Below are 25371 nucleotides of genomic sequence, written 5' to 3' on the forward strand. Positions count from 1 at the left end.
GAGACGGTCGCAGCCGTTGAGGACGAGCGTTGGATTCGGGTGGCCGTACCGGGACGCGTGGGGTGTCAGCGGCGAGTGGTCGCCGTCAGGCCGGCGTATCGCCCCGCCTGCTCCAGCAGTCGGGGGACACCCGTTTCGAGCGACGGCCCGAAGGTCTTGTCGTGGGGACGCTCCCCACGCTGCCAGCGGGTGTAGATGGCCTCGCAGAAGATGGCTGCCTTCCACAGTGCGAGGGTCTGGTACCAGGGCAGCGGGGTCAGATCGAGGCCCGTGCGGGACTCGTAGCGCTCTGCCAGTTGGCGCCGGGTGAGGTAGCCGGGCGACCGTGTCACCCGGGTGAGTTCGAGCGGGGTGGCAGGGCTGCCGGCCTCGGAGTAGGTGGCGGTGAGGTAGCCCAGGTCCGCGAGCGGGTCACCGAGCGTGGCCATTTCCCAGTCCAGGATCGCGAGGACCCTGGCCGGCGCCTGGGGTGCGAACATGAGGTTGCCCATGCGGTAGTCGCCGTGCACCACCGATGCCGCCTGGCTCGTCGGGAGGTTACGGCCGAGCCAGTCCCCGATACGCTCCACCGCGGGCAGGCTGCGTGTGGTGTTGACCTCCCACAACCCGTGGAACCTGTCGACCTGGCGCCGGAGATAGCCCTCGGGGAAGCCCAGGGAGGCGAGTTCCGCTCCGGTCACGTCGATGCTGTGCAGGGCGACGAGGGTGTCGACGACCGCCTCGCCGGTGGCCCGGCGCTGTTCGGCGGGGGAGAGGCGGGATGGGATCGTGTCGGTGATGACGATCCCGTCGAGCCGGGACATGAGGTAGAACGGCACCCCCAGCAGCGACGCGTCCTCGCATACCGCGACGATCTCCGGCACCGGCACCCCGTGGCCGTCGAGGATCCTCTGGATGCGGGCCTCGCGCACCATGTCGTGCGTCGATTTGGGCAGCGGCGGGCGCGGTCCACGGCGTAGGACGACGCACTCGTTGCCTCGGTGGAGCAGGTAGGTGATGTTGGAGTGGCCGTCGCCGATGCGCTGCCACGCGAGCGGGCCGCTGCCGATGCCGTGTGCGTCGAGGAAGCCGGCGACCGCGTCGAGGACGAGGAGCGGCGCGCTGTCGAGGTGACGGGAACTCTCCCAGCTCGCGACGACCTCCACGCCGTCGGGGACGGTGTTCATCACGAGCCTCCGTTCCGGCCCACGACAGCGTCGCCCCGGTACCGCTCACCGGCCTGGACCGCTGCGCTGCGGCCGGCCGATGCCCGGCGGGCGATGGCCCACCGGTGGGTCTCGTTGGAGCCGTCGTAGATCCGGAACGGGCGGACCTCGTTGAGGTACTGCGCCAGTGGAAGCCCGTCGGAGACCCCGTCCCCTCCGCAGATCTGGACGGCACGGTCGACCACCCGGAAGACCGCCTCCGAACAGTGCACCTTCGCCACCGACGACATCGCCGAACCCGCCTTCGGGTCACTGTGCAGCAGAGCCGCGGTCTTGGCGATGACCGCGTCGGAGGTCTCGATGTCGATCACCGACTCGGCGATGAGGTGCTGTGCCAGGCCGAGCGAGTCGATCGGGCCGCCGAACAGCTCACGCCGCGCGGCCCGGTCCAGCGCGATGTCGTGCGCCCGCCGCGCCAGCCCCAGCCACCGCATGCAGTGTGTGAGACGTGCGGGTCCGAGCCGTACCTGCGCGTACCGGAATCCCAGCCCCACCTCGCCGAGCACCGCGTCGTCGGCGACGAAGCAGTCCTCCAGGTGGAGGTGCGGGTGACCGCCGTCGATGGAGCGGTCGACGGTGTGGATCGCCTCGCCGACCCGGATTCCAAGGTTCGTCATGTCGACGAGGAACATGGTGGCCCCCTCGGGGGAGCCGTCGACGGCCGGCGTCCGCGCCATCACGATGCAGAACCCGGCACCGACAGCCCCGCTGGTGAACCGCTTGTGGCCGTCGATGATCCAGCCGCCGTCGGCGCGCACGGCCGTGGTCCGCAGCGCCGCCGGGTCGGACCCCGCTCCGGGGTGGGGCTCGGTCATGCCGAAGCAGGACCGGACGTCCCCGGCCGCCAGGGGCGCGAGGTAGTGCTTCTTCTGCTCTTCGGTCGCGATGAGGTTGAGCATGTGCATGTTCCCCTCGTCGGGTGCCATGCAGTTGAGCGCCACGGGACCGATCGGCGAGTAGCCGGCCTCCTGGAGGATCGGTGACCAGTGCTGGATGGGCAGGCCCTGGCCGCCGTACTCCTTCGGCACGAGCGGCGCGAAGACGCCGGCCTCCTTCGCCGCGGCCTGCAGCCGGTCGCGGGTTGCCTGGTCGAGACGCCCGCCGGGCGCGGGCTCGGCGTCGACGACGACCTCGCGGACGAAACGGCGGGTGCGCCCAAGCAGGTTCGTGATCTCCGACGGAAGGTGAGGGATGGTCATGGATGTCCTTTGTGGGGTGGGCGAGGTCGTTACGCGGTTCCGCCGGCGACGGTGACGACGCTGCCCGCGGGAAGAGTGGCGGCGGCCTCCTCGAGGTCCGGTCTTGCGCGCCGTGACGCACACGCGCGCCCCTTCGGCGACGAGTCGTTCCGCGACGGCGAGACCGATGCCCCGGCTCGCTCCGGTCACGACGGCGACGCGGCCCGAGAAACGGCTTTGGTCGGTGTGGTTCTCGCTCATGGATCAGTTCTTCAGGGGGCAGCCGGCCCCGGTCCGTCGAGCCCGCGGAGCTCGGCGCGCCGGATCTTGCCGCTCTGGGTCTTGGGCAGGTCGGCGAGGAGACGGATCGTGCGCGGACACTTGTAGGCCGCAAGCCGCTCGCGGGCGAAGGCGATCAGCTCCTCCGCCGTGGCGGTCAGACCCGCCTTGAGCGAGACGTAGGCGACGACGGTCTCACCGCGGTACGCGTCCGGCTGGCCGACGACGGCCGCCTCCAGCACCGAGGGGTGTTCGTACAGAGCGTCCTCGACCTCACGCGGCCAGACTTTGTAACCGGACACGTTGATCTGGTCCTTGAGCCGGTCCACCAGGTAGACCCAGCCCTCCTCGTCGATGACGGCGACGTCGCCGGTACGGAGCCGGCCCTCCGGCATCGTCTGACGGGTGACCTCGGGCTTGTCCCAGTAACCGGGCACCACCTGCGGTCCGCTCAACTCCAGTTCGCCCTGTTCCCCGCTCGGCACCGGATCGCCGTGCGGGTCCACGACGCGCGCGGTGAGGTGCGGCAGGGGCCTGCCGATGGAGAGCGTGCCGCTCGGCGGATGCACGGGGGCCCTGTCCCCCGGAGGCACGGCGATGACGGCGGACGTCGTCTCGGTCATCCCGTAGCCGTTGTGGAGGTAGACGCCGAATCGCTCCTGGAACCGCTCGACTGTGGCCGGGGGGATCGGCGCGCCGCCGGAGTACAGGGCCTTCACCGACGCGAAGTGCTCCGGTCCGGCCTGCGGCAGCTCGTAGAGGGCGTTGTACGCGGTGATGGAGCCGATGGTGTAGGTCACCCCGTGCTCGGCGAAGGCGTCCAGGGCGACTGCGGGGTGGAACCGGCCCGTGAGGACGAGCGTGGTGTTGGTGAGCAGGGAGATCGTCGCGTTGACCACCGCGCCCGTGATGTGGAACAGCGGGGCCATGGCGAGCACGACGTCCCCGTCCCTCACACCCATCCACGACGCGCACGTCGCCACCACGCTCAGGACGTTGCCGTGGGTGTTCATGGCACCCTTCGGCGGCCCCGTAGTTCCCGAGGTGTACGTCAGGAACGCGACGTCGTCGCGGGTCAGCTCCACGGGTGAGGGGCTGCGGCCCTCGAACTGGCCGATCAGGGCCACCAGGTCGCCGTCCGGTGCCGGAGCGTGGCGCTCCGTCGTCATGAAGACCCGCGGATCGTCCCTCGACTGGTAGTCCAGTGCCGACGTGCTGACCAGCCATCGGACCGTGCTCCCCGCCAGCGTGCCGAGCGTCTCGTGGACGTCCGAGTCCGCACAGACGACCCCGACCGCCCCGGAGTCGTCGATGATCCGGCGCAGCTCCTGACGCCGGTACATCGGATTGAGCCCCAGTGCCGTGGCCCCCAGCTTCCACAGGGCCAGCAGCACCAGCGCGTACTGCGGAAGGTTCTGCAGGTACACGCCGACCCGATCACCCCGACCGGTTCCCCGGGCCTGGAACGCTGCGGCCAGGGCGTCAGACGCCGCGTCCACCTCCCGCGTGGACAGTGCACCGTCGAAGAATCGGAGCGCTGTGCCGTCCGGGTTCCTCGCCACGCGTGCCCTCCAGGCAGCCACGAGCGAGTCGGGGGCCGCGCCCGTCCCCGTACCGAACCCGCCGGGGAACGTGCCCCGCCACCGGCCCTCGTCCACTGTCATCTGCTGTCCTTCCCACCCATGTCCCTGCGCTTGGCGTGCCGGTCACTTGAGTTCGCGCTTGAGGATCTTTCCGGTGGACGTCATCGGCAGGGTCTGCACGATCTCCACGATGCGCGGGTACTTGTAGCCGGCCATCTGCTCCCTGCCCCAGGCGATCAGCTCGTCGGGCCTGGCCTCGACGCCGGGGGTGGGGATGACGAACGCCTTGATCTCCTCGCCGTGGCTCTCGTGCGGCACGCCGACGACCGCGGCCAGGCTGACCGCGGGATGCGTCATCAGGACCTCCTCGATCTCGCGCGGATACACGTTGAAGCCGCCGCGGATGATCAGGTCCTTCGCCCGGTCGACGATGTAGTAAAAGCCGTCCTTGTCCCTGCGGGCGAGGTCGCCGGTGCGGAACCAGCCGTCCCTGACTGCTTCGGCGGTGGCCTGGGGGCGGCCGTGGTAACCCTTCATCACGTTGTGGCCCTTGACCGCGATCTCCCCGATGGCGCTGCCCGTGCCGTCGTCCTCGACCTCCGACCAGTCCGAGTTGACGAGCTTGACCTCGACGCCCCAGATCGGCACGCCGATCGACCCGGGCCGTGGCTCTCGCGCCGGATCGCTGAAGGTCACCACCGGCGAGGTCTCGGAGAGGCCGTAGCCCTCCAGAACCTGGACCCCCAGACGCTCCCTGACCTGCTTGATGATCTCGGCGGGGAGAGAGGCTCCGCCGGAGACGCCTACTCGCAGGTTCTTCGCGATCCTCGCGACGTCGGCATCGTCGGTGAGCGCCTGCAACAGGCCCCACCACATGGTGGGAACGCCCGCGAAGAAGGTGATCTCCTCCCGCTGCATCAGAGAGACCGCCTGCCGGGCGTCGAACCGTGGCAACAACACCAGGGTGCTCGCCGTCGAGAACCCGGCGTTCATCTGCACGGTCGCGCCGAAGGAGTGGAACAGCGGCAGCACGACCAAGTGGGTGTCCAGGGCGGGACGGTTCTCCAACAGCCGGTTGCACGCCAGGGCGTTGAGAACCAGGTTGGCGTGGCTGAGTTCGGCACCCTTCGCCTGCCCTGTCGTACCACTCGTGTAGAGCAGCACAGCCGGGTCGTCCCCCGTGGTCCCCATGCTGTCGAACGTCGTCGCGCTGCCCTGCAGCGCGGCGCCCATGGTCTCGACACCATCGATCGGACTGTGCGCCTCGGGATCGGCGGTGACAAGGAAGAAGTGCTCGCAGCCCGCGGTCTCGGTGAACCCGGCGTGTCCCTCCGCATCCATCGGCAGGCCCGCGTCCCCCTCGAAGCAGAAGTACGCCTTCGCCTTCGAGTCGGCCAGGTGGTAGGCGATCTCCCGGCTCTTGAGCAGGATGTTGAGCGGTACGACGACGGCGCCGGCCTTGAGGATCCCGTAGTAGACGATGGGGAACCAGGGCACGTTCGGACAGCTGAGCGCGACCTTGTCGCCGGGCCAGATGCCGCGGTCGACCAGGAGGTTGGCGACCCGGTTGGCGGCTGCCTCGACCTGGGCGTAGGTGAGGCGTGTCGTGCCGAGGACGACGGCGTCCCGGTCCGGGTGTGTGCGGGCGGAGTCCTCGAGCAGGACCGAGAGGTTCAGCATGGTGTCTTCCGGGAGGGTGGACCGGGCCAGGCCGCGGGGAACAGAACACGCGGCCTGGCTCGGAGCGGGTGGGATTGCACGCGGCTGGACGAGGGCGTCACAACCGTCGCAGCAGCCGGTCGAGGGCCTCGGCCGTCGCCTCGATGTCGGCGGCGGTGTGTGCCGTGCTGATGAAGACCTTGCCGGACGGCATGAACAGGAAGCCTTGACGCAGCATCTCTTCGAGGATCACGGTCCAGAGCCCGCTGGTTCCGTGGAGCCCGGTGGTTCCACCGGCGGGGACGTACTGGAGGAGCGAGCCGACCCGGTGGAAGCGGCCGAAGTCGGCAGATGAACCGAGAGCGCCGCCGACGAGAGCTTCGAACCTGGACGAGGTCTCTTCGAGCAGCTCGTAGACCGAGGGATCTGCCAGGACGCGCATCGTCGCCTCGACGGCCGCCAGTGCGATCGGGTTGGCGTTGAAGGTTCCGGCGTGCACGACGCCGGTCGTCACCTGATCGACCAGGTCGGCTCGGCCGACGACGGCGCTCTGGGTGAAGCCGCCGGCCATTGCCTTCCCGAAGACGGACAGGTCGGGCAGCACACCGTACTTCTCGGCTGCCCCGCCCCGGGCGATCCGGAACCCGGCGATCACCTCGTCGAAGACGAGGACGACGCCGTGCCGGTCGCAGAGGGTTCGCAGCGTCGACAGGAACTGCGGTGAGGGCGCTTCGACACCCGCGTTGCTCATCACCGGGTCCACCAGCACGGCCGCGATGTCGCGCTCGGCGGACTCGCTCAGCAGGCGCTCGGCCAGCTGCACGTCGTTGAAGCGCGCCACCACCAGGTCGTCCAGCACACTGGCCGACTGTCCCGGTCCGCCAGGGGTGGCGGGGCGGTCGCAGTCGTCCTCGGACATTCCGGCGTACACGGTGTCGTGCCAGCCGTGGTAGCTCTTCGCGAACTTGAGGACGCGGCGCCGCCCGGTGGCGGCGCGCGCGAGGCGCAGCGCCACCTGCACCGCCTCGGTCCCCGTGTTGCTCCACAGCAGTCGCTCGCCGTGCGGCACGGCCTCGAGAACCGCTTCCGCCGCGAGGTACTCGAGCGGGTGGCCGGTGCCGACGACCTGCATCTTCGCCGCCACCTCGGTCACGGCGGACACCACGCGCGGGTCGCCGTGACCGAGGACGAGCGGGCCCCAGGCCATCACGTAGTCGACGTACCGGTCGCCGTCCAGGTCCCAGACGTACGCGCCCCGCGCCTCCCGCACGAAGAGCGGATGGGGAGGCATCGCGGCGCGCAGGCCCGAGCCCACACCCCCGCCGACGCTGCGGCGGGCTCGCTCGAAAGCCGAGCGTGATGATTCCAGGGCCATGGGATCGCCCCTGCCTTTCAGTACGTGATCACCGAGCGGATGCCGATGCCGCGCTTCATCTGGTCGAACGCCTCGTTGATGTCCTGGAGACCGATCTCGCTCGTCACGAGGGAGTCCAGGTCGATGCGGTTGTTCATGTAGTGGTCGATCAGCATGGGGAAGTCGGAATCCGGCTTGCTGGAGCCGTAGTTCGAGCCGATGAGCGACAGTTCCTGATCGGACATGACGAAGGGGTCGATGGAGATCCTCATGCCGTCCGCCACTTGCCCGGCGACTACCGCCGTGCCACCTCGGGCCAGGACCTCGTAGGCGGACTCGATGGTGCGGGGCAGCCCGATGGCCTCGATGGCGATCTCCACGCCGCGTCCGTCGGTGAGTTGCTGCACCCTGTCGGCGACATTCTCGCGGGCGCTGTTGATCAGGTCGGTCGCACCGAAGACGCGTGCCTGCTCGAGCTTCTCGTCGGAGATGTCCGCGGCGATGATCCTCCGGGCGCCTGCGAGCCGGGCCCCCTGGATCGCGTTCAGCCCGACGCCTCCGCAGCCGAGGACCAGCACGGTGTCGCTCGGCCGCACGCCGGCCGTGTTGACGGCAGCGCCGACGCCGGTGGTGACGGCGCATCCGACCAATGCCGACTGCGGGAACGGGGCGTCGTCCCGGATCGCGATCGCGGCGGACTCGGGCACGAGGGTGTACTGGCCGAACGTTCCGAGGCCCGCGAAGCTGTAGACGTCGCCCTCGTCCACGGACGTGATCCGGGTCCGGCCGTCGAACGAGAGGTGGTTCGCCGAGTGTTCGCTGACCATGTCACACAGGACGGGCCTGCCGCTGATGCAGTAGCGGCAGCGGCGACATGAAGGCGTCCAGGACAGCACGACGTGGTCGCCCTTGCTCAGGGTCGTGACACCTTCGCCGACGCTTTCGATGATCCCGGCCCCTTCGTGGCCGAGGATCATCGGCGAAGGGACCTCCCAGTCGCCCACGAGCACGTGCAGGTCGCTGTGGCACACTCCGCTCGCCTTGAGCCGCACCAGAACCTCGCCGGGCGGAGGCGTCGAGGGAAGATTCACTCGTTCGATGGTCAGTGGTTCGTTCGGCGTCCTGAAGACAGCGGCGTCGAATTCGATGGTCATGGCGGTCTTCCTTCTGCGCGGTGCGGCGATCACGTCCGGGCGGTGCGGATGAGCTTCTTGTTGGCGAACTCGTCGATTCCGGCCCGCCCCAGTTCGCGGCCAAAACCGGACTGCTTCACCCCGCCGAAAGGCAGTTCCGCGCCTTCCAGGCCGACGCCGTTGATGAAGACCATGCCGGCGTCGATCCTGTCGGCGACGCGCAGCGCCTGCTCGGTGTCCGTCGTGAACACGTAGGAGCCCAGCCCGTACGGGGTTCCGTTCGCCAGCTCGACGGCCTCGTCCTCGGAACCGACGCGGAAGACGGTCGCCACGGGGCCGAAGAGCTCCTCGGCGGCCGACGCCGACGTCGGCGAGACGCCCGTCAGAACGCCGGGCGGGAAGTACGCTCCCTCGCGCTGTCGTGCGGAGACGAAGGTCGCCCCGTCGGCGACGGCTCGCTCGACCTGCTCCTCGAGGTACTCGGCGGCGGCGACCGAGGAGAGCGGCGTCAGCCCGTCGGTCAGGGCGAGCACCTTCTCGGTGAACTTGTCGAGGAAGGCGTCGTAGAGGTCCTCGGCGACGATGAAGCGCTTCGCGGCGTTGCACGCCTGCCCGGTGTTCTCGAACCGCGTCTCGACCGCCGCCTGGACCGTGGCGTCGAGGTCGTCGGTCGACAGCACGATGAAGGGATCCGAGCCGCCCAGCTCGAGCACCACCTTCTTGAGGCTGCGCCCGGCCTTCTCGGCGACCTCCGCGCCGGCCCGCTCCGAACCGGTGAAGGAGACGCCCTGCACCCTGGGGTCCGCGATGGCCCGAGCGATCTGCTCGCTGGTGGCGTGGACGTTGACGTAGGCGCCCCGGGGGAAGCCCGCGTCCGTGAACAGCTGCTGGAGCGCCTCGGACGACTCCGGACACTGCGACGCGTGCTTGAGCACGATGGTGTTGCCCAGCACGAGGTTGGGCGCGGCGAACCGGGCCACCTGGTAGTACGGGTAGTTCCAGGGCATGATCCCCAGCAGCACGCCGACCGGCTGGCGACGGACGAGAGCGGTGCCCTCTCCTTCGAGGAGCTCGATCGGTTCGTCGGCGAGGAACTTCTCCGCGTTCTCGGCGTAGTACCTGTAGATCGAGGCGCTGAACTCGACCTCCGCGACGGCCTCGTCCACCGGCTTGCCCATCTCCCGGTGGATGATCTCGGCAAGCTGCGCGCCGCGCTCGTCGTGGAGGGCGGCGACGGTGTTCAGCAGCTGGGCGCGCTGTTCCACGGAAGTCCGCCTCGACCACTGCGCGTAGGTTTCCGCCGCCGCGTCGACGGCACCCGCCACGACCTCGTCCGCCGCGGTCGGGTACTCCTTGACCAGCGTTCCGCTGGCGGGGTCGACCACCGCGTACACGTGCCTCTTCGCCATGCTGACTCCTTCTTCGTTCTCGGGGTTCATGCGAGGGTTCCGGTCGTGCGGACCGGGTTCGCGTCAAGGGCCGCGTTGTGGTCGTGCAGCGCGCGGTAGGCACGGAAGTAGACGAATCCCTGGGTGCCCCACGTCGCCAGTGCGGCGGTGTAGAAGATCGTGCGGTCCGCGTCGTCGAAGGGCAGGGGGAAGAAGTCGTAGGTCAACGCGATGGTCGTTCCGGCGGCGGTGACCAGGCCGGTCCAGATCGCGAGCCGTTCTTCGCCCGCCTTCCAGAGCCGCTTGGCGAAGTACCCGAGGAAGACCGCCGTGAGGAGGTTGGCGACCACGTAGAACACGGCGATCCAGAACGCGATGCCGCCGGTGTGCAGGTCCGCGCCGTGGAACTGCCGGAGGAAGAGACCGGCCACGGTCGCGACTCCGAACACGGCGACGTCGACGCCGAGGCTCGGCTTGTAGCGGTGGGTGACCTTCATCAGGCCCATGATCAGAATGAGCGTGATGCCGATCGATCTGGAGAAGGCGTCGAAGAAGTACGCCACGTCGTACAGGACGCTGTCGCTCTTGGCGCCGAGCAGTGACCAGAGCAGGAAGTTGGTGCCCGACGTCGCGACGACCATCCATTCGAGGCCCAGGAGGTAGTTGCCGTAGCGGCGGATGAACTTCCAGCCGTAGAAGTAACCGGCGAAGATCATCCACAGGTCGGCCAGCAGGAACAGCGTCTCCCTCATCGGGACGCCCCCTCTCGGACGTCGCGGGCCAGGAGGGTGACGATGCTCTCCGCGGTGCGCTGGCCCGTCAGAACCGCGCCGTTCATGGTTCCGGCCCATTCCCCGGCGGTCTCGCTGCCGGCCCAGTGGACGCGCCCGTGAGGCTCGGACAGCGCCTTGCCGAAGCTCGTGGTCGCATAGGGGGCGACCGCGGGATTGGGGCCGCCCGGGGCGAAGGGCTCCGCTCCCCAGCGGTGATCCACGTAGTCGATCGGGGCGTGGGCCTGCGGACCGTAGAGGTCGGCGAGCTGCTGGACGACCCGGTCGCGCCGGGTCTCGGGGCCGAAGCCGTCGAAGACGCGCGGATCGCAGAAGGCCATCAGGACGCCCGGTCCGCCGGGGGCGGGGGACACGTCGAAGGTGATGAACACGGTCCCGGTGTCGGTCACCGCCTCACCGGAGCAACCCTCGGCCCGCCAGAACGGCTTCTCGTAGGCCACGAACGCCTTGCTCAGCACGCCCATGCGCCAGGTTCGCGTGAGCCCTTCGCCCCGCTCGGGCAGTGAGGGGTCGAACTCGATGGCGGCGCGGTGCGCCGGCGAGGCCGTGACGATCGCGTACCGGGCGTGGATCTCGCCGGAATCGGTGCTGACGGTGACGCCGTCGTCGTCTTGCGTGATGCGTTGCACCGGTGTCTCCAGGCGCACGCGGTCGCCGAGCCGCTCCGCCACCCGCTTGGCGATCTCCTGGGTGGTCTCGACGATCCGGTCCTGCTGCTGTCCGCCCTCAACGTCCAGCATGTGGTCGAGTCCGCCCGCCGAGCGGATGTAGCGCAGCGCGTGCAGCAAGGAGACGTCGCCCGGGGTACACCCCCACTGCACCTTGCTGATGACGGTCATCAGCGCACGGGTGCCCGGCAGCGCGTTCTTCCGGTCGAGCCATTCGCCGAACGAGATGCCGTCGAGCCGGCCGGCCCCGGGCGTCTCCCAGGCGGCGTCGACGTCGATGGTCGCGACCAGCTTGTTCACCGCCGTCTGCATACGGGCCATGTCCACCAGGGCCAAGGGGGAGACCTTGGGAATGGTGCCGCTGTAGGTGCGACGCCGCCCCGTCATCCACAGCACGTTGCGGCCCTGGGCGAACTGGTCGGTCGTGGTACACCCCATCCGGCTCGCCAGGTCGCGGACAGCGGTGTGGCGCCGTGCCACCCACGTCGCTCCGAGGTCGACCTTCACGCCCGCCACCTCGCCGGACAGCGAACGCCCTCCGACCCGGTCGCGGCCTTCCACGACCACGACGGACCGTCCCGTGCTCACCAACCGCTCGGCAGCGCTCAGTCCTGCGAAACCGGCACCGACGACCACGACGTCCACCGTGGTGCCCTTGGTGCGGGGCTCACGAGATCCGGACATGGCTTCCTCCTTCACCCACGCGGTTCGCGTGCTGCGAGACGTAGGTCGTGATGGGGTCGACGAGGGCCTCGGGGATGTGGTGACCCATGCCGGGGATGACCACGTGCTGCGCTGAGCGGATCGCCCGGACTGTCGCGGCGCCACCACTCGGGTCGACCAGCGGGTCCCGATCGCCGTTGATGACCAGGGTCGGGGCCGTGATCCTGCTCAGATCGGCCGTCCGGTCTCCGGAACGCTGGATCGCCTGGATCTGACGCGCCGTGCCGGCTGCCGGCTCACCGGCGCTGCGATCCCACCCACGAGCCGCGATGACGGCCTCGGCCGCGTCGTCGATGGGATGGTCCGTTCCCGCGACATGCCGGGTGAGTCGCAGGTGAGCACGGACCGCCGCCGTTCTGTTCCTCGCAGGCGGGGCGGCGAGGAGCCGGATCGTCGACAGAGCCGGCCGGCCCACCTTCTTCGCCCCCGTGGTCGAGTAGAGCGAGGTCAGCGACATCACGCGCTCGGGCGCCGCGGCCGCCATCGTCTGCGCGATCATCCCGCCCATCGACCGCCCCACCAGGTGCACCCGCGAGATCCCGAGATGGTCGAGCACGCCGATGCCGTCCTCGGCCATGTCAGCCAGCGCGTACGCGTCGCCGCGCGGACGCGCCGCGATCTGACGCCACAGCCCGGGAGGGGGAGCGGCGACGAACGTCGACTGACCGACGTCCCGGTTGTCGATCGCGACGACCCGGAAACCCCGGGTGACGAGCGAGCCGACGAACGAGTCGGGCCAGAAGGTGAGGTCTTCGCCCAGCCCCGCGATGAGCAGCATCGCGGGGTCGTCCTTGGCGCCGTGGTCCCGGAAGCAGATCGTCATCCCGGACGGCAGAGTCGCGTACTGGTCGGGGCTCGTCTCAGGCATGGGTGGCTCGCCGCCCGTCGGACGACTGCGCGGCGGCCCTTCGACGGGTGCCGAACTCGAGGTGCTCGTCGGCCACCGGGCCGCGCAGGGCCTTGGCGTCCTCGGGGTAGGACATCGCCATCCGCCAGGGCTTCTCGGGGCCCTGCTTGGGCAGGAGCTTCTCGCCGCGCTTGGCGTACCCGGCCTGAAGGTCCATGACGGGCCTGCGGTTCGTTCCCGACGGCGCGACCGGAACCACCGTGTCGTATCCGCGGGAGTCCATGTGCCGGACCAGGTCGATGAAGTAGCGGCACATCAGGCTCACCTTGAGCGTCCAGGACGATGTGGTGTAGCCGATCGCCATCGCCCAGTTCGGGATCCCGCTCAGCAGCATGCCGCGGTAACAGAGCGCGTCCGCGATGTCGACCTGGCGCCCGTCCACCACGATGGGCATGCCGTCGAAGAGCCGCAGGTTGAGCCCCGTGGCGGTGATGATGACGTCGGCTTCCAGTTCCTCGCCCGACGCCAGGACGATTCCGCGCTTGCTGAAACGCGTCACGGCATCGGTGACGACGGAGGCCCTTCCTTCCTTGATCGCGTCGAAGAAGTCCCCGTCCGGTGCCACGCACAGCCGTTGGTCCCACGGGTTGTACGGCGGGTTGAAGTGCTTGTCGACGTCGAATCCCTTGGGAAGGCGCTTGACGTTCTCGCGCCGGATGAACGCCCGCCCGGCCTTGGGGAAGGCCCGTAGGCCCTTGACGACGGCGTGTTCGGTCCAGATGTTCTTGAACCGCGTCATGGCGTACCCGCGCTCTTCTCCGAGCAGCTTCGTGAGCGCCAGGGCGACCCTGTCGACACGGGGGAGCGCCATGACGTAGGTGGGGGTGCGCTGCAGCATCGTCACGTGCCGGGCGGCGCCCGCCCCGGTGGTCATGGCCGGCACCAGCGTGATCGCGGTCGCGCCGCTGCCGATGACGACGACCTTCTTGCTGCCGTAGTCGAGATCCTCCGGCCAGTGCTGCGGATGGACGATCCGGCCCTCGAAGTCGTCCCGCCCCGGGAAGTCCGGGGAGAATCCCTCGTCGTACCGGTAGTAGCCGGTGGCGGCGAAGACCCATCCGGCGTGGATCGTCCTGGTCCGGGTCGCTCCCGTGGCGGGGTCCGACGTCTGGACGGTGAGGGTCCACCGTGAGTCCGCCGTGGACCACTCCGAGCGGACGACCCGGTGGCCGAGCTTGAGGACGCGCTCCAGGCCGTTCTCCTCGACGGTCTCGTGCAGGTAGTCCTTGATGAGGGGAGCGTCGGCGATCGCGGCTTCGTGGCGCCAGGGCTTGAACGCGTATCCGAACGTGTGGAGATCGGAGTCCGAGCGGATGCCGGGATAGCGGAACAGGTCCCAAGTGCCTCCGATGTCGTCGCGCGCTTCCAGCACGGCGAGCGACTTGTCGGGGAGCTCCCGGCTGAAATAGGTGGCCGCGCCGATCCCGGAGATCCCGGCTCCGATGATCACCACGTCGAATTCCTCGACGGCGTCCAACACCTCAGCTGTCATGACGTTTCCTCGCTGTTCCTGTGGCGGTCACCTCACTGTCGCGAGCCGCGACCGCCCCCGAGAACGACAGCGGGCACCTCCTTCGACACGGCTCGGTGCACGATGCACAGGAGGGCCGGGCCGCTGCGCCCATACGGTGTCCGACGTTCGGGCCGAGGCCCCGGTCCAGCCCGCGGCCCGGCCCTTCCGGGAGCAGGTCGGCGGGAGACGGCCGTCCAGAGGCCGGTCGTGCCGCAGCCGTTGCGGCAGCAGGACCGGCGTGATAGAGGTTTGCCCCCGGTGTTTAGTGCTACTAAACGTCTCGTCGCGGTCGTGCGCAGAGGTTGAGCCGGCCGTGCTCACGACCTCGCCGCGCGTCGGGCCACACGGATGTGTCGAGCCGAAAGGGAATCGCCTCCGTCACTCCCGCGATCGCGGCCGAAGGGAAGCGGCCGACGAACCGGAACCCGTACGCAGCCATGTCTTCTCGGGCGGGAAGACGCGCCTCCTGCCGCCCTGGCCCAGCCCGCTGTGTGGGAGCCGCACCCGTTCGTTCGCGCAGGCGTACCGCTTCATGCACTCCTTCATCCACCCATGACGAGCCGGTACTGGCCCGTGAGCCGAAAGGTGGTCGCGATGACCGACCTCTCCAAGACAGGTCACGCCGAAGCACCCGGCGGTGAAACGGGGTTGGACAACCCGCTCCACCGTGGGCTCGGCGTGTCGCAGATCGTTTTCATGGTCGTCGCCGCGGCGGCACCGCTCGGGCTGGTGGCCGGCGGGGTGCCGCTCGCCTTCGCCGTGAGCGGCAGCCCGGGGATGCCGCTGTACTTCGCGCTGTCCACCGTGCTGCTGCTGATCTTCGCGGTCGGCTTCACGCTGATGGCCGGACGGGTACGCAACGCGGGCGCCTTCTACGCCTATGTCCAGGCGGGGCTGGGCCGGATACCCGGTCTCTCCGCCGCGACCCTCGCGCTCTTCTCCTACACGCTGCTTCTCGTCGGGGTGAACGCCTACGTCGGCGTCGCGACGAGCAACGTCGTCCAGCGGTACGCCGACGTCGGCTCCCCGTGGTGGGCGTGGGCGCTCGTCTCGCTGGGCGTCATCGCCTTCCTCGGCTACCGCGACATCGAACTGAGCGCCAAGGTGCTCGGTGCCGTGCTGGTGCTGGAATCCCTGCTGCTCCTGGTCCTGGACCTCGGCATCGTGGGCCACGGCGGCGCCCACGGCCTGACGGCCGAGCCGGTGTCGCCGCCGATCATGGGCACCGGCTCCCTGGGACTCGGCGTCATGTTCGCCCTCTTCGGGTTCATCGGCTTCGAGGCGACGGCCGTGTTCCGCAACGAGGCGAAGGACCCCGACACCACGGTCCCGCGGGCGACTTACGTCGCGATCCTGGTGATCGGAGCCTTCTACGCGTTCACCGTGTGGGCGATCGTGGTGGGTGCCGGCGTCGACGCCGTGGTCGGAGCCGCGCAGGCCGACCCCGAGGGCCTGGTCCTCACGCTGACGCGGAGCTACGTCGGGTCCGTCTGGGCCGACACCATGCAAGTACTCCTGATCACCAGTCAGTTCGCCTGCGTACTGGCCTTCCACAACGTCGTGACGCGCTACCAGTTCGCGCTGTCCCGGGCCGGCGCGCTTCCGGGGGCACTGGGCGTCGTCCAGCCCTTGCACCGCGCGCCGTCGGCGTCCTCGGCCGTCGCATCGGCGGTCGCGTTCGTCACCACGCTCGTCGTCGCCGTGCTCGGCCTCGACCCGATCGGGGACCTCTACGCCTGGTTCTCCGGTGCCGCCACCCTCGGCGTCGTCCTGCTGATGGCTGCCACCAGCCTTGCCGTCATCGGCTTCTTCCGGCGCGCCGACGGGCGGCAACCGGTGTGGCGGACGGTCGTGGCCCCGGGCGTCGCCTTCCTCGGCCTGGCCTGTGTGGTCTGCATGATGGTCGCCAACTTCCCGCTCCTCGTCGGCACCGTCACGGGCGCCTGGGTGATCGGCGGGCTCGTCGCCCTCTCAGCCGTGGCCGGCGCGGTGCAGGCCCTCGTCCTGCGAGCGCGCCGACCGGCTGCCTACGAGCGACTCTGAGTGACTCGCCGGTCAGCTCATGGGCCGCAGGGGGCGCGGCCGGTCTGTGCACCGTGCATCGTCCCCGGGGGAGGCCGGTGCACGGTGTCGTTCTCACCGCGGCCGTGGCCAGTGACAGTGGGATACGAGGCAAACGCCACCGGCGAAGTCCGGTTTCGCCGAGCACCGTGTCGTGGGTGGGCCGACCGGGGCGCCCAGAGGAGTGACGTTGAAGAATCGAACTGTCGTGGTGGGGCTCGGCGCCACTGGCCGGGCCATCGCTTCTTCCTTGCTACGGCGCGCGGACGTGGAGATCGTGGGAGCGGCGGACCGGGACCCCCGCGTGGCCGGTCAAGACCTCGGAGAGCTCCTCGGTGGCGTCGCGAACGGTGTCGTCGTCGTGAGCGACCCGGCCGAGCTGCCCGCCGCCGACCTCGCGATCGTGGCGACCGTCTCGGATCTGGACAGGGCGGCCGACGTCCTGCTGCCGCTGCTGGAGTGTTCGTACAACGTCCTGAGCATCTGCGAAGAGTTGGCCCATCCATGGCGGAGCCACCCCGATCTGGCCCGACGGCTCGACGACACGGCCAAGGCGCACGGCGTGACCGTCCTGGGCAGCGGGGCGAACCCGGGGGTCCTGATGGACACCCTTCCGCTCCTCCTGACCGTCCTGACTCAGCGCGTGGAGAGCGTGCGGATACGCCGACGGACGAACATGTCACGCTACGGCGCGATCCTGTCGAAGTTCGGCCTCGGCCTGACCACGCGCGAGTTCGCGACGGCTCGCGGCCGGGGCGAGGTCGTCGGGCACCACGGCTTCGAGCAGGCCGTGGGGGCGCTCGCGGCGGGGCTCGGATGGGATCTCGACTCGGTGGACGTGGGAGAGGTCGAACCCGCTGTCGTGACGACTTCGCCGCGCGTCGGGGACCACATGCGTATCGAACCGGGGCAGATCGCGGCGGTCACTCACGCCGCCCGGGGCGTGCTCAAGGGCGACGTGGTGATCGATCTGGAGATCACGTTCGGGTTCTTCGAACCGGCCGACGAGGTGGTCGCGGGCGATGACTACCGGATCGTCGGAGAGGAGCAGGTAGTCGACCTCCGCTCCTCCGTGGGCTTCGATTCCTTCCTCAGCACCATCGCGGCGGCGGTCAACGCCTCCACCGCGGTCGTCGAGGCGCGTCCCGGTCTCCTCTCGATGGGGGACCTGCCTGCCCGTTCGGTCGCGGCCAAGGGAGAGCGGCGAGCGGGCCGGGCCTCGCTCGGGGCCACGACTTCTCAGGACTGAGACGCAGAAGACGGAGAACCTCCTGTTCGCCGTCTTCACGCGTCTCGCCGAAGAGCCGCCCGTCACGGTCGATCCGCCGGACGGGAACGGGGGGCTCGGGCGTGCTGCCGAGCACGCCTCGACGCGGAGCACGAAGTGAGGCGGACGCCTCACCTGGAAGGAGATCGGGACAACATGAGGACCGACAGCACGAAGTACACCAGCTTCACCGGCTGGATCGACCCGCCGGATGACGTGCAGCCCGCGCTGGACGGCGATCTCACCTGCGACATCGCCGTCATCGGCGGCGGCATGGGTGGCATGGCGGCTGCGCTGCGCCTCGCGGAGCGCGACCAGGACGTCGTCCTGCTGGAGGCCGAGTTCTGCGGCTACGGCTCGGCCTCGCGCAACGGCGGTCAGATCGCCGGGGCACCGGGTGGCGACCTGCGGATGCTCAGCCTCCAGTCGCCGAAGAAGATGCCGGTCATGGCCAAACTGGCGGAGCACGCGGGCCACTATGTGGAAGACCTCATCAAGACGCACGACATCGACTGCGACTACGTGGCGAACGGCCTGGTGTGGGGCGCGGTCTCACCCCTCATGATGCTCAGGGTGCGGACCCAGGCGGCGATCCTGCGCGCCTTCGGTGGGGGCGGGACCGTCGGCAGCAGGGAGGAACTCGGCCTCCCCGCCAGCTTCGTGGGCGGGATGCGGGAATCCATCGGCGGGATGCTGAACCCGGGCAAGCTCGCTCGTGGTGTGCGTCGCGCACTGCTCGCCTCCTCGGCCAAGGTCTTCGAGCAGTCGCGGGTGAGCGATGTCCGGCGGACCGGCAGCACCGTCGAGATCACGACACCGCACGGCACCGTGCGGGCCAACAAGGTGCTGCTCGCAACCAGCGTCTACGGCGGCGAGTGGGACATCACGCCAAAGAACCTCGCGACGCCGCTGTACGTCATCGAGATCGAGTCGGAACCCATCGCGCCGGAGCGCCTCGCCGCGCTGGACTGGACCAGTCGGTCCGGCATCATCACCCAGCACCAGTTGATGACCCACTACCGGCTCACCGAGCGCAACACCATCGTCTGCGGGGTCCGCAAAGCTGAGCGGGGCCAGACGTACCCGCTCCCGGACCGGGTCCCGGACCCCGGTGTCGTGCGGGACATGGGGAAGGATCTGGCCAACCGGTTCCCGTCGCTGTCCGACGTGGCCGTCGAGCGGGCCTGGGGCGGTTGGATCGGCATCAGCCCGGACTGGCTGTCGGTCGCCGGGCAGGTGGGCGACAACGTCTTCTACGCGATGGCCTGCAACGGCCACGGCCTCTGCCAGGTGCCGTACGTGACCCATCAGCTCGCCGACTACATGGTCGACGGTGAGATGCCGGAGGACCTCGCCGGCATCTGGTCGGACGCCTCGAGGTACTCGAAGTCGATGTCGCTGCTGATGCAGCCGCTCGTTCTCCGGGCCATCTGGGGGCTCGACCGGTTCAACGACTTCTTCAACGGCAGCAGGACGCTGGCCCGGCGGGCGCTCCGTCGTGGCAGGCGCGGGGGTCACTGAGGGTTCGGGCGACGCCTGCTCCGTGACGGCGCGGTGTGAGATTGCCACCCGCTACGACAAGACCGCCGAACTCCGCGAAGCAGCCGTCGCCTCGCGTCACTCCTGATGCGGGCCGGCATTCGACGCCGGGATCTGGGCGGGCCCTCGCGCGGCGCGCAGCAGGGGAGGCGACAGGACCCAGAGGACCTCGCTCACCGTCGTACCCGGATTGTCGAACTGGTGCAGCGTCTGTCCGGAGAACGAGGTGGACGCCCCAGCCGACAGCATCCGGGTCTCGCCCCCGACGATCAGACGGGTCGAGCCGCTCAGCCCCATCGCGAAGATCGTGGTGGTGTCGAGCCGATAGGGGCCCCCGGTGCCCCCGCCCGGCTCGATCACGGAACGGAAGACCTGGAACGCCGTGCTGTCGGCAGGTGTGAGCAGGTACTCGGTCACGCCCTCACCGCCCATGTCGATCCGGCTTCCACCGTCCATGACGTGCTCGTCGGGGTATGCGAACAGCTCCCCGACCCCGATCCGCAGCACCTCGCAGACGCGCAGCAGCGTCGGGACGGACACGCTGGTGAGCCCACGCTCCAGCTGACTCAGAAAGCCCTTGGTGACCTCTGCCCGGTGTGCGACCGCCGTCAACGACAACCCGCGGTCGAGCCTGATCTTCCGCAGCTGCGCGCCTGTGGACGCTTCGAGGGCGGTGGCGCCCCTTTCCGCTCCCTCTGCTGTCCCGCCGTCACCGATGGACATGCTGTGCTCACCGCCCGTCCCGAGGCCGAGGCCGGGTGCCTGTCATGTGACGTGCCGACCCGGACGAGTCCCCTCCGTGGCACGAGGCTAAGGCATGCGCGCCAACGGAGTCGGTGCGCCCTCGTGAAGAGGGCGACGGCGTCCAAGCCCTTGTGGCGCCACCGAGGGCGTGGTAAATCTGCCGCCGTTTAGTGGTGGTAAACGGCAGCCGACGGCCCGCGCCTTCGCCGTCGGTCAGGCCGCCGGCAATCCCATCACTGTCCGTGACACGGCATGTCGGGAGCCTCGGCTTCCCCGAGAGCAGAGGGACACTGAGAACATGGAAGAGCTGTGGCCCCCGCCCTCCCATGAGGTGGCCGATGCGATCAGGTCACTGTGCCAGCGCCTGCTGACGGAAACCGACGCCCTGATCGCATCATTCGCAAGGCCCTCCCTCGAGGCCCAGAACGATCCAGCCCTCTTGGCGGACGCGTCGCTGGTCGAGGAGGATCTGGCGCTCAACCGCTCCGATCTCGTCCAATGGCTGACCGCGAACGTCCAGCAACCGGGGCGGCGGGTGGAGCCCTACGTCGGCTCGAGGACCACGGCCTACATCAACGATCTCGTCTCCCGGGGCATCGAACCCGACTTCGCCGTCGCCTGGCGCGTGGCGCTGGGGATCGGCTGGCGGGGATGGCTGGAGGAATGCGTGGCGGACTGCGCCGACTCCGACCTCCTCGTGGGCGTTCTGGACGTGACGGGGAAGTCGCTCGTGCAGTACGCCCTCGACTCGGTCGCGGCCCTGCGCCAAGCCGGCCTCGCCGCGGCGATGGGCAACACGGACGCCGAGGGGATCGCACTCATCCAACTGATTGCCGGCGGGGCGCCGATGGCGGAGGACCTCGCCGAGAGGCGCCTGCGCCACCGGATGGCGCGGTGGCACGTGGGCCTCGTGCTGTGGATCGACGATCCTCAGCAGGCCGACGCCCTGGACGTGGCGATCGCCGCCGTGCGCTCCGTCGCCGGAGGCCGGAGCGCCCTGGTGGCGCGCGCCAGCGCCACGTCACGGTGGATCTGGCTCTCGGAAGAGGCCGTTCCGGACCTTCACCACGTGGAGAAGGACCTCGCGGCGACCGACGAGGTCCGCGCGGCGGTGGGAAGGCCGGGACGCGGACTCGAAGGATTCCGCTCCAGCCACCAGGACGCCCTCGCGGCGCAGGCGCTGGTCATCCGGCTCGGGTCCGACCGGCGATTCACGCCCTACGCCGACGTCGAGCTGATCGACGCGCTCACGAAGGATCGTTCCGGCGCACGCAGGTTCGTCATCAACACCCTCGGACCGTTGACCGAAGCCGACACCGCTCTACGGCAGGCCCTCCTCACCTACGTGCAGTGCGGCTTCAACACCACCCGGGCAGCAGCCAACCTCTACGCGCACCGCAACACCGTCGAACGGCGGGTCTCGCGGGCCAACGACCTCTCGGCCGTCAAGGTGGAGGACAATCCGACCCACGTGGCGGCGGCGCTCCTGCTCCTGGACCTCGCGCCCGACATCGTGGCGAGCACGCCGAGCTGAGGCCATCCGCATGCATGGCCTGAAGAGGCCGTCGAGGACACCACGAAAGCCCCGGCGGTAAACGGTCTCGCCCGATGAGAGCGAGGTACCTCACAAACATCGGACGGGTGCGTCGATGTAGAGTCGAGGCCGCCCTTGACCTGTACAAAGCAGGCAGGGAGCCGTCTCCCAGGAGTCCAACATGCTGCGCACCATGTTCAAGTCCAAGATCCACCGCGCCACCGTCACCCAGGCCGACCTGCACTACGTGGGATCGGTGACCATCGACGCCGATCTGCTCGACGCCGCCGATCTGCTGCCCGGCGAACTGGTGCACATCGTGGACATCACCAACGGGGCCCGGCTGGAGACGTACGTCATCGAGGGGGAGCGGGGGTCCGGGGTGGTCGGGATCAACGGGGCCGCCGCGCATCTCGTGCACCCCGGTGACCTGGTGATCATCATCAGCTACGCCCAGGTCACCGACGCCGAGGCGCGGGCGCTGCGGCCGCGGGTCGTGCACGTGGACGGCGACAACCGTATCGTCGCCCTGGGTGCCGACGCGTCCGAGCCGGTGCCCGGTTCGGACCAGGAGCGCAGCCCGCAGGCCGTGTCGGTCTGACATACCGATCCAGGGGACGAGGAGCGTGGCCGTGAGCGACATCGAGATCCGTGACGACCGGGCGGCGGGCCGGCTGGAGGCGCTCGCGGCCGGCGAGGTCGTCGGCCGGGTCGAGTACTTCGTCCTGGACGCTCCCGACCGGGCCCTCGTCCCCGTCCACACCATCGTCGAACCGGCCCACGAGGGCCGGGGCATCGCGGGCTCGCTGGCGCGTGAGCTGTACGCCCTCGCACGCCGCGAGGACGTCGCCGTCGCCCCGCTCTGCCCCTACGTCGTGAAATGGGCCGAGCGTCATCCCGACGAGGCGCCCGCCGCCGATCCGGAGCTGCTGCGCGCGGCCAAGGAGTGGCTCGTGGCGCACCCCGGGCGGTTCTGACCCGGCGCAGGGGACACACATGCTTGCACTGCTGCACACCTCGCCCGTCCACGTCCCGGTCTTCGACGCCCTGCGCGACGCGGCGCACCCGGGTCTGGAGCTGCGGCACCACGTCGACGCCGGGTTGCTGGAACGGGCGAGGCGCGAGGGCCCCGAGGCGGTGACGGACGCCGTTCGTGGCGTATTGCGGCGGGCCGTGGGGGAGGGGGCTGGGGCCGTGCTGTGCACCTGCTCCACCATCGGTGCCGTCGCCGAGGGCGCCGCCGGCGAGGTGGGGGTGCCCGTGCTGCGGGTCGACCGGCCCATGGCCGCCGCCGCGGTGGCCGCCGGTCCACGCGTCGTCGTCCTCGCCGCGCTGGAGAGCACGCTCGCTCCGACGGCGGCCCTGATAGAGGAGGAGGCCCGGCGCGCCGGCCGTGCCGTGCGGCTGCGGTCCCGGCTGGTCGAGGGCGCCTGGGCGCGGTTCGAGGCCGGTGACACCGAAGGCTTTCCGCGGCTGGTGGCCGAGGCCGCGGACGCCGTCACCGGTGCCGACGTGATCGTCCTGGCCCAGGCGTCCATGGCGCCGGCCCGGGAGTCGGCCCGAACCCGCATCCCGGTGCTCGCCAGCCCGGCGCCCGGACTGGCCGCCGGAGCGGAGGCGGCGCGCCTCGGCCACCTGGGCCCGGGGGTTCATGCGGGGGAGTGAGTGCGGCGGCGGGCGTCGGGTAGGCGGGGGACAAGTCCAGAGCCGACGTCGACGACTGGCCGGAGGACAGCGCCATGACGAACCCGTATCCGGATCCCGTTCCGCCGGGGCCCACTCCGGGGCCCACACCAGGTCCGGACCCGGAGCCCCCACAGCCGCACCCCGACCCGGTGCCGCCACCGAGCCCGGGCCCGGAACCGACCCCGCCGCCTCCGCCCCCGGGGCCCGGCCCGGAACCCACACCGCAGCCTCCGGGCCCCGGCCCGCAGCCGACACCGCAGCCGCCTGGGCCTCCCGAGCCCTCTCCGTCACCGGTCCCGCCGGGACCGGAGCCGGTGCCCAGCCCGGAACCGGGACCTCCCCTCACCTGAGGGAAGGTCGAGTCGCCCAGGGGAAACCCAGGCGAAGGGGCCGGTGGACGAGTCCCGCGGTCCGACCGCGGTCACCGAATTCTCACCGCGGTCACCGCGTTCTCACCGCGGCCGTCCACCGGCCCCTCCGCGCTGCCATCCCCCCTGCGTGTTACGCCGTCACCTCCGACCGGTCCCCGCCCCACAGCGTGTGGAACGCGCCGTCCCGGTCCGTCCTGCGGTACGTGTGCGCGCCGAAGAAGTCACGCTGCCCCTGCGTCAGCGCCGCGGGCAGCCGCTCGGCGCGCAGCGCGTCGTAGTAGGCGAGGGCGGCGGCGAAGCCGGGGGTCGGCACGCCCTGCCGGGTCGCGGCGACCAGGACCTCGCGCCAGTCGTCCTGGGCGGCGGCGATCTCCTGCGCGAACGTCTCGTCCGACAGCAGGCTCGGCAGGTCGGGACGGGCGTCGTACGCGGCGCGGATGCGGTCCAGGAAGGCCGCGCGGATGATGCAGCCACCGCGCCAGATCGAGGAGACCGCGCCCAGGTCGATGTCCCAGCCGTACTCCTCGCTGCCCGCCGCGATCTCGTGGAAGCCCTGCGTGTACGAGACGATCTTCGACGCGTACAGGGCCTGCTCGACGCGGTCGGCGAAGGCGGCCGCCTCCGACTCGCCGAGCGCCGACGCCTTCGGGCCCTCCAGCCCCCGCGAGGCCTCCCGCAGCGCCGCGTGCCCGGACAGGGACCGGGCGAAGACGGCCTCCGCGATACCGGACACCGGGACGCCCAGGTCCAGCGCGATCTGCACCGTCCAGCGGCCCGTGCCCTTCTGCTCGGCCTGGTCGACCACCACGTCCACGAACGGCTTGCCGGTCTCCGCGTCCACGTGCGACAGCACCTCGGCGGTGATCTCGATCAGGTATGAGTCCAGCCGGCCGGTGTTCCAGGTGCGGAAGATGTCGGCGATCTGCGCCGGGGAGTACCCGGCGACGTCGCGCAGCAGCTGGTACGCCTCGCCGATCAGCTGCATGTCGGCGTACTCGATGCCGTTGTGCACCATCTTCACGAAGTGCCCGGCGCCGTCGGGACCCACGTGCGTGACGCAGGGCGCCCCGTCCGCCGCCTTCGCGGAGATCTTCTCCAGCATCGGGCCCAGCGACCCGTACGACTCCTTCGAGCCGCCCGGCATGATGCTAGGGCCGTGCAGCGCGCCCTCCTCGCCGCCGGAGATGCCCGTGCCGACGAAGTGGATGCCCTGTTCGCGCAGTTCGCGTTCCCGGCGCCTGGTGTCCGCGAAGTGGGCGTTGCCCCCGTCGATGATCATGTCACCCGGCTCCAGGAGCGGGGCGAACTCCTGGATCACCGCGTCGGTCGGGTCGCCGGCCTTGACCATGATCACGAGGCGTCGGGGCCGTTCCAGCGCCGCCACGAACTCCTTCGCGGTCTCGGTCGCGACGAAGTCGCCCTCGCCGCCGAACTCCTCCACCAGCGCGTGCGTGCGCGACGCCGTGCGGTTGTGCAACGCGACCGTGTAGCCGTTGCGGGCGAAGTTGCGGGCGAGGTTGCGGCCCATGACCGCGAGACCCGTGACGCCGATCTGCGCTGTACTGCTCATTGGGATGGCTCCTAGTGACCTTGGTGTCGGTGGTGCCGGTCGTGTCCGCCAGTATGGCCGGTTCCGCCCCGTGACCATCCTGACGTGCCCGTTCGCCGGTCGCACTTTCTGGCCCGGCGGACTCCAGTACGCACGGAACGCGCTCCGTGCCTCAGCGGGCCGACCGCGCATCCGGCCAACGGGGGTTCGTTACACGCCACTTGACGGGACGAACCGGC

General features: G+C 70.0%; 20 protein-coding genes and 1 pseudogene. 7 read left to right on the forward strand and 14 right to left on the reverse strand.

The features are described from left to right. Positions 1-65: 65 nt before the first annotated feature. From ACGF3J_RS32155 to ACGF3J_RS32210, 12 genes and pseudogenes are all read right to left on the reverse strand, one after another. A complete protein-coding gene (locus ACGF3J_RS32155) occupies positions 66-1166 on the reverse strand; it encodes a phosphotransferase family protein (protein WP_393855397.1) in 1101 nt (366 codons plus the stop codon). Continuing rightward, positions 1166-2404, reverse strand: coding sequence for an acyl-CoA dehydrogenase family protein (locus ACGF3J_RS32160; protein WP_393855515.1), 1239 nt, complete (start codon positions 2402-2404; stop codon positions 1166-1168). Before ACGF3J_RS32160 ends, ACGF3J_RS32155 begins: the two co-directional genes overlap by 1 nt. A gap of 147 nt (positions 2405-2551) precedes the next feature. After that, a pseudogene (locus tag ACGF3J_RS32165) lies at positions 2552-2644 on the reverse strand (3-oxoacyl-ACP reductase); the annotation flags it as partial. Positions 2645-2655: 11 nt separating this feature from the next. After that, complete coding sequence (locus ACGF3J_RS32170) at positions 2656-4326, reverse strand: class I adenylate-forming enzyme family protein (protein ID WP_393855398.1); 1671 nt, start codon at positions 4324-4326, stop codon at positions 2656-2658. Positions 4327-4368: 42 nt separating this feature from the next. Then, the gene (locus ACGF3J_RS32175; RefSeq protein ID WP_393855399.1) at positions 4369-5925 is read right to left on the reverse strand and encodes a long-chain fatty acid--CoA ligase; all 1557 of its coding nucleotides are present in this window, start codon (positions 5923-5925) and stop codon (positions 4369-4371) included. A gap of 97 nt (positions 5926-6022) precedes the next feature. Then, positions 6023-7279, reverse strand: a complete 1257-nt coding sequence (locus ACGF3J_RS32180; RefSeq protein ID WP_393855400.1) for an aspartate aminotransferase family protein — start codon at positions 7277-7279, stop codon at positions 6023-6025. Between the two features lie 17 nt (positions 7280-7296). Then, positions 7297-8412, reverse strand: a complete 1116-nt coding sequence (locus ACGF3J_RS32185; RefSeq protein WP_393855401.1) for a Zn-dependent alcohol dehydrogenase — start codon at positions 8410-8412, stop codon at positions 7297-7299. 29 nt (positions 8413-8441) lie between these two features. Beyond that, positions 8442-9800 carry an NAD-dependent succinate-semialdehyde dehydrogenase gene (locus ACGF3J_RS32190; protein WP_393855402.1) on the reverse strand — a complete coding sequence of 453 codons (1359 nt, stop codon included), beginning with the start codon at positions 9798-9800 and terminating at the stop codon, positions 8442-8444. A gap of 26 nt (positions 9801-9826) precedes the next feature. Then, positions 9827-10531 carry a transporter gene (locus tag ACGF3J_RS32195; RefSeq protein ID WP_393855403.1) on the reverse strand — a complete coding sequence of 235 codons (705 nt, stop codon included), beginning with the start codon at positions 10529-10531 and terminating at the stop codon, positions 9827-9829. Further along, a complete protein-coding gene (locus tag ACGF3J_RS32200; RefSeq protein ID WP_393855404.1) occupies positions 10528-11922 on the reverse strand; it encodes a flavin monoamine oxidase family protein in 1395 nt (464 codons plus the stop codon). The genes ACGF3J_RS32195 and ACGF3J_RS32200 overlap by 4 nt, the downstream gene beginning before the upstream one ends. Continuing rightward, positions 11906-12829, reverse strand: coding sequence for an alpha/beta fold hydrolase (locus tag ACGF3J_RS32205; protein ID WP_161326805.1), 924 nt, complete (start codon positions 12827-12829; stop codon positions 11906-11908). Before ACGF3J_RS32205 ends, ACGF3J_RS32200 begins: the two co-directional genes overlap by 17 nt. Beyond that, positions 12822-14360: an NAD(P)/FAD-dependent oxidoreductase gene (locus tag ACGF3J_RS32210; RefSeq protein ID WP_161326806.1), complete on the reverse strand. Its 1539-nt coding sequence runs from the start codon at positions 14358-14360 to the stop codon at positions 12822-12824. Before ACGF3J_RS32210 ends, ACGF3J_RS32205 begins: the two co-directional genes overlap by 8 nt. A 699-nt stretch (positions 14361-15059) precedes the next feature. On the opposite strand from ACGF3J_RS32210, the gene ACGF3J_RS32215 reads away from it, so the two are divergent. The 3 genes from ACGF3J_RS32215 to ACGF3J_RS32225 all read left to right on the forward strand — a co-directional run bounded on the left by ACGF3J_RS32215 (position 15060) and on the right by ACGF3J_RS32225 (position 19230). Next, positions 15060-16424: an APC family permease gene (locus tag ACGF3J_RS32215; protein ID WP_393855405.1), complete on the forward strand. Its 1365-nt coding sequence runs from the start codon at positions 15060-15062 to the stop codon at positions 16422-16424. Between the two features lie 202 nt (positions 16425-16626). Continuing rightward, complete coding sequence (locus tag ACGF3J_RS32220) at positions 16627-17691, forward strand: dihydrodipicolinate reductase (protein ID WP_346345966.1); 1065 nt, start codon at positions 16627-16629, stop codon at positions 17689-17691. 174 nt (positions 17692-17865) lie between these two features. Beyond that, positions 17866-19230, forward strand: a complete 1365-nt coding sequence (locus ACGF3J_RS32225; protein WP_161326808.1) for an FAD-binding oxidoreductase — start codon at positions 17866-17868, stop codon at positions 19228-19230. Between the two features lie 96 nt (positions 19231-19326). Here ACGF3J_RS32225 and ACGF3J_RS32230 read toward each other — a convergent pair whose 3' ends face one another. After that, positions 19327-19971 carry a helix-turn-helix domain-containing protein gene (locus tag ACGF3J_RS32230; RefSeq protein WP_161326809.1) on the reverse strand — a complete coding sequence of 215 codons (645 nt, stop codon included), beginning with the start codon at positions 19969-19971 and terminating at the stop codon, positions 19327-19329. A gap of 460 nt (positions 19972-20431) precedes the next feature. On the opposite strand from ACGF3J_RS32230, the gene ACGF3J_RS32235 reads away from it, so the two are divergent. From ACGF3J_RS32235 to ACGF3J_RS32250, 4 genes are all read left to right on the forward strand, one after another. Continuing rightward, positions 20432-21526 (forward strand): PucR family transcriptional regulator, encoded by a 1095-nt coding sequence (locus tag ACGF3J_RS32235; RefSeq protein WP_393855406.1) that lies wholly within the window; start codon positions 20432-20434, stop codon positions 21524-21526. A 181-nt stretch (positions 21527-21707) separates the two neighbouring features. After that, positions 21708-22127 carry an aspartate 1-decarboxylase gene (panD, locus tag ACGF3J_RS32240; RefSeq protein ID WP_161326811.1) on the forward strand — a complete coding sequence of 140 codons (420 nt, stop codon included), beginning with the start codon at positions 21708-21710 and terminating at the stop codon, positions 22125-22127. 31 nt (positions 22128-22158) lie between these two features. Beyond that, entirely contained in the window at positions 22159-22503 is a 345-nt protein-coding gene (locus ACGF3J_RS32245; protein WP_161326812.1) for a GNAT family N-acetyltransferase, read from the forward strand. A 19-nt stretch (positions 22504-22522) separates the two neighbouring features. Continuing rightward, positions 22523-23191 (forward strand): aspartate/glutamate racemase family protein, encoded by a 669-nt coding sequence (locus ACGF3J_RS32250; protein WP_393855407.1) that lies wholly within the window; start codon positions 22523-22525, stop codon positions 23189-23191. A 522-nt stretch (positions 23192-23713) separates the two neighbouring features. Here the strand turns inward: ACGF3J_RS32250 and gndA are convergent. Continuing rightward, positions 23714-25153: an NADP-dependent phosphogluconate dehydrogenase gene (gene gndA, locus ACGF3J_RS32255; protein ID WP_393855408.1), complete on the reverse strand. Its 1440-nt coding sequence runs from the start codon at positions 25151-25153 to the stop codon at positions 23714-23716. Positions 25154-25371 lie beyond the last annotated feature (218 nt).

This window comes from Streptomyces sp. NPDC048171 (genome assembly GCF_043202655.1).
In the GTDB taxonomy this organism is placed as follows: Bacteria; Actinomycetota; Actinomycetes; order Streptomycetales; family Streptomycetaceae; genus Streptomyces.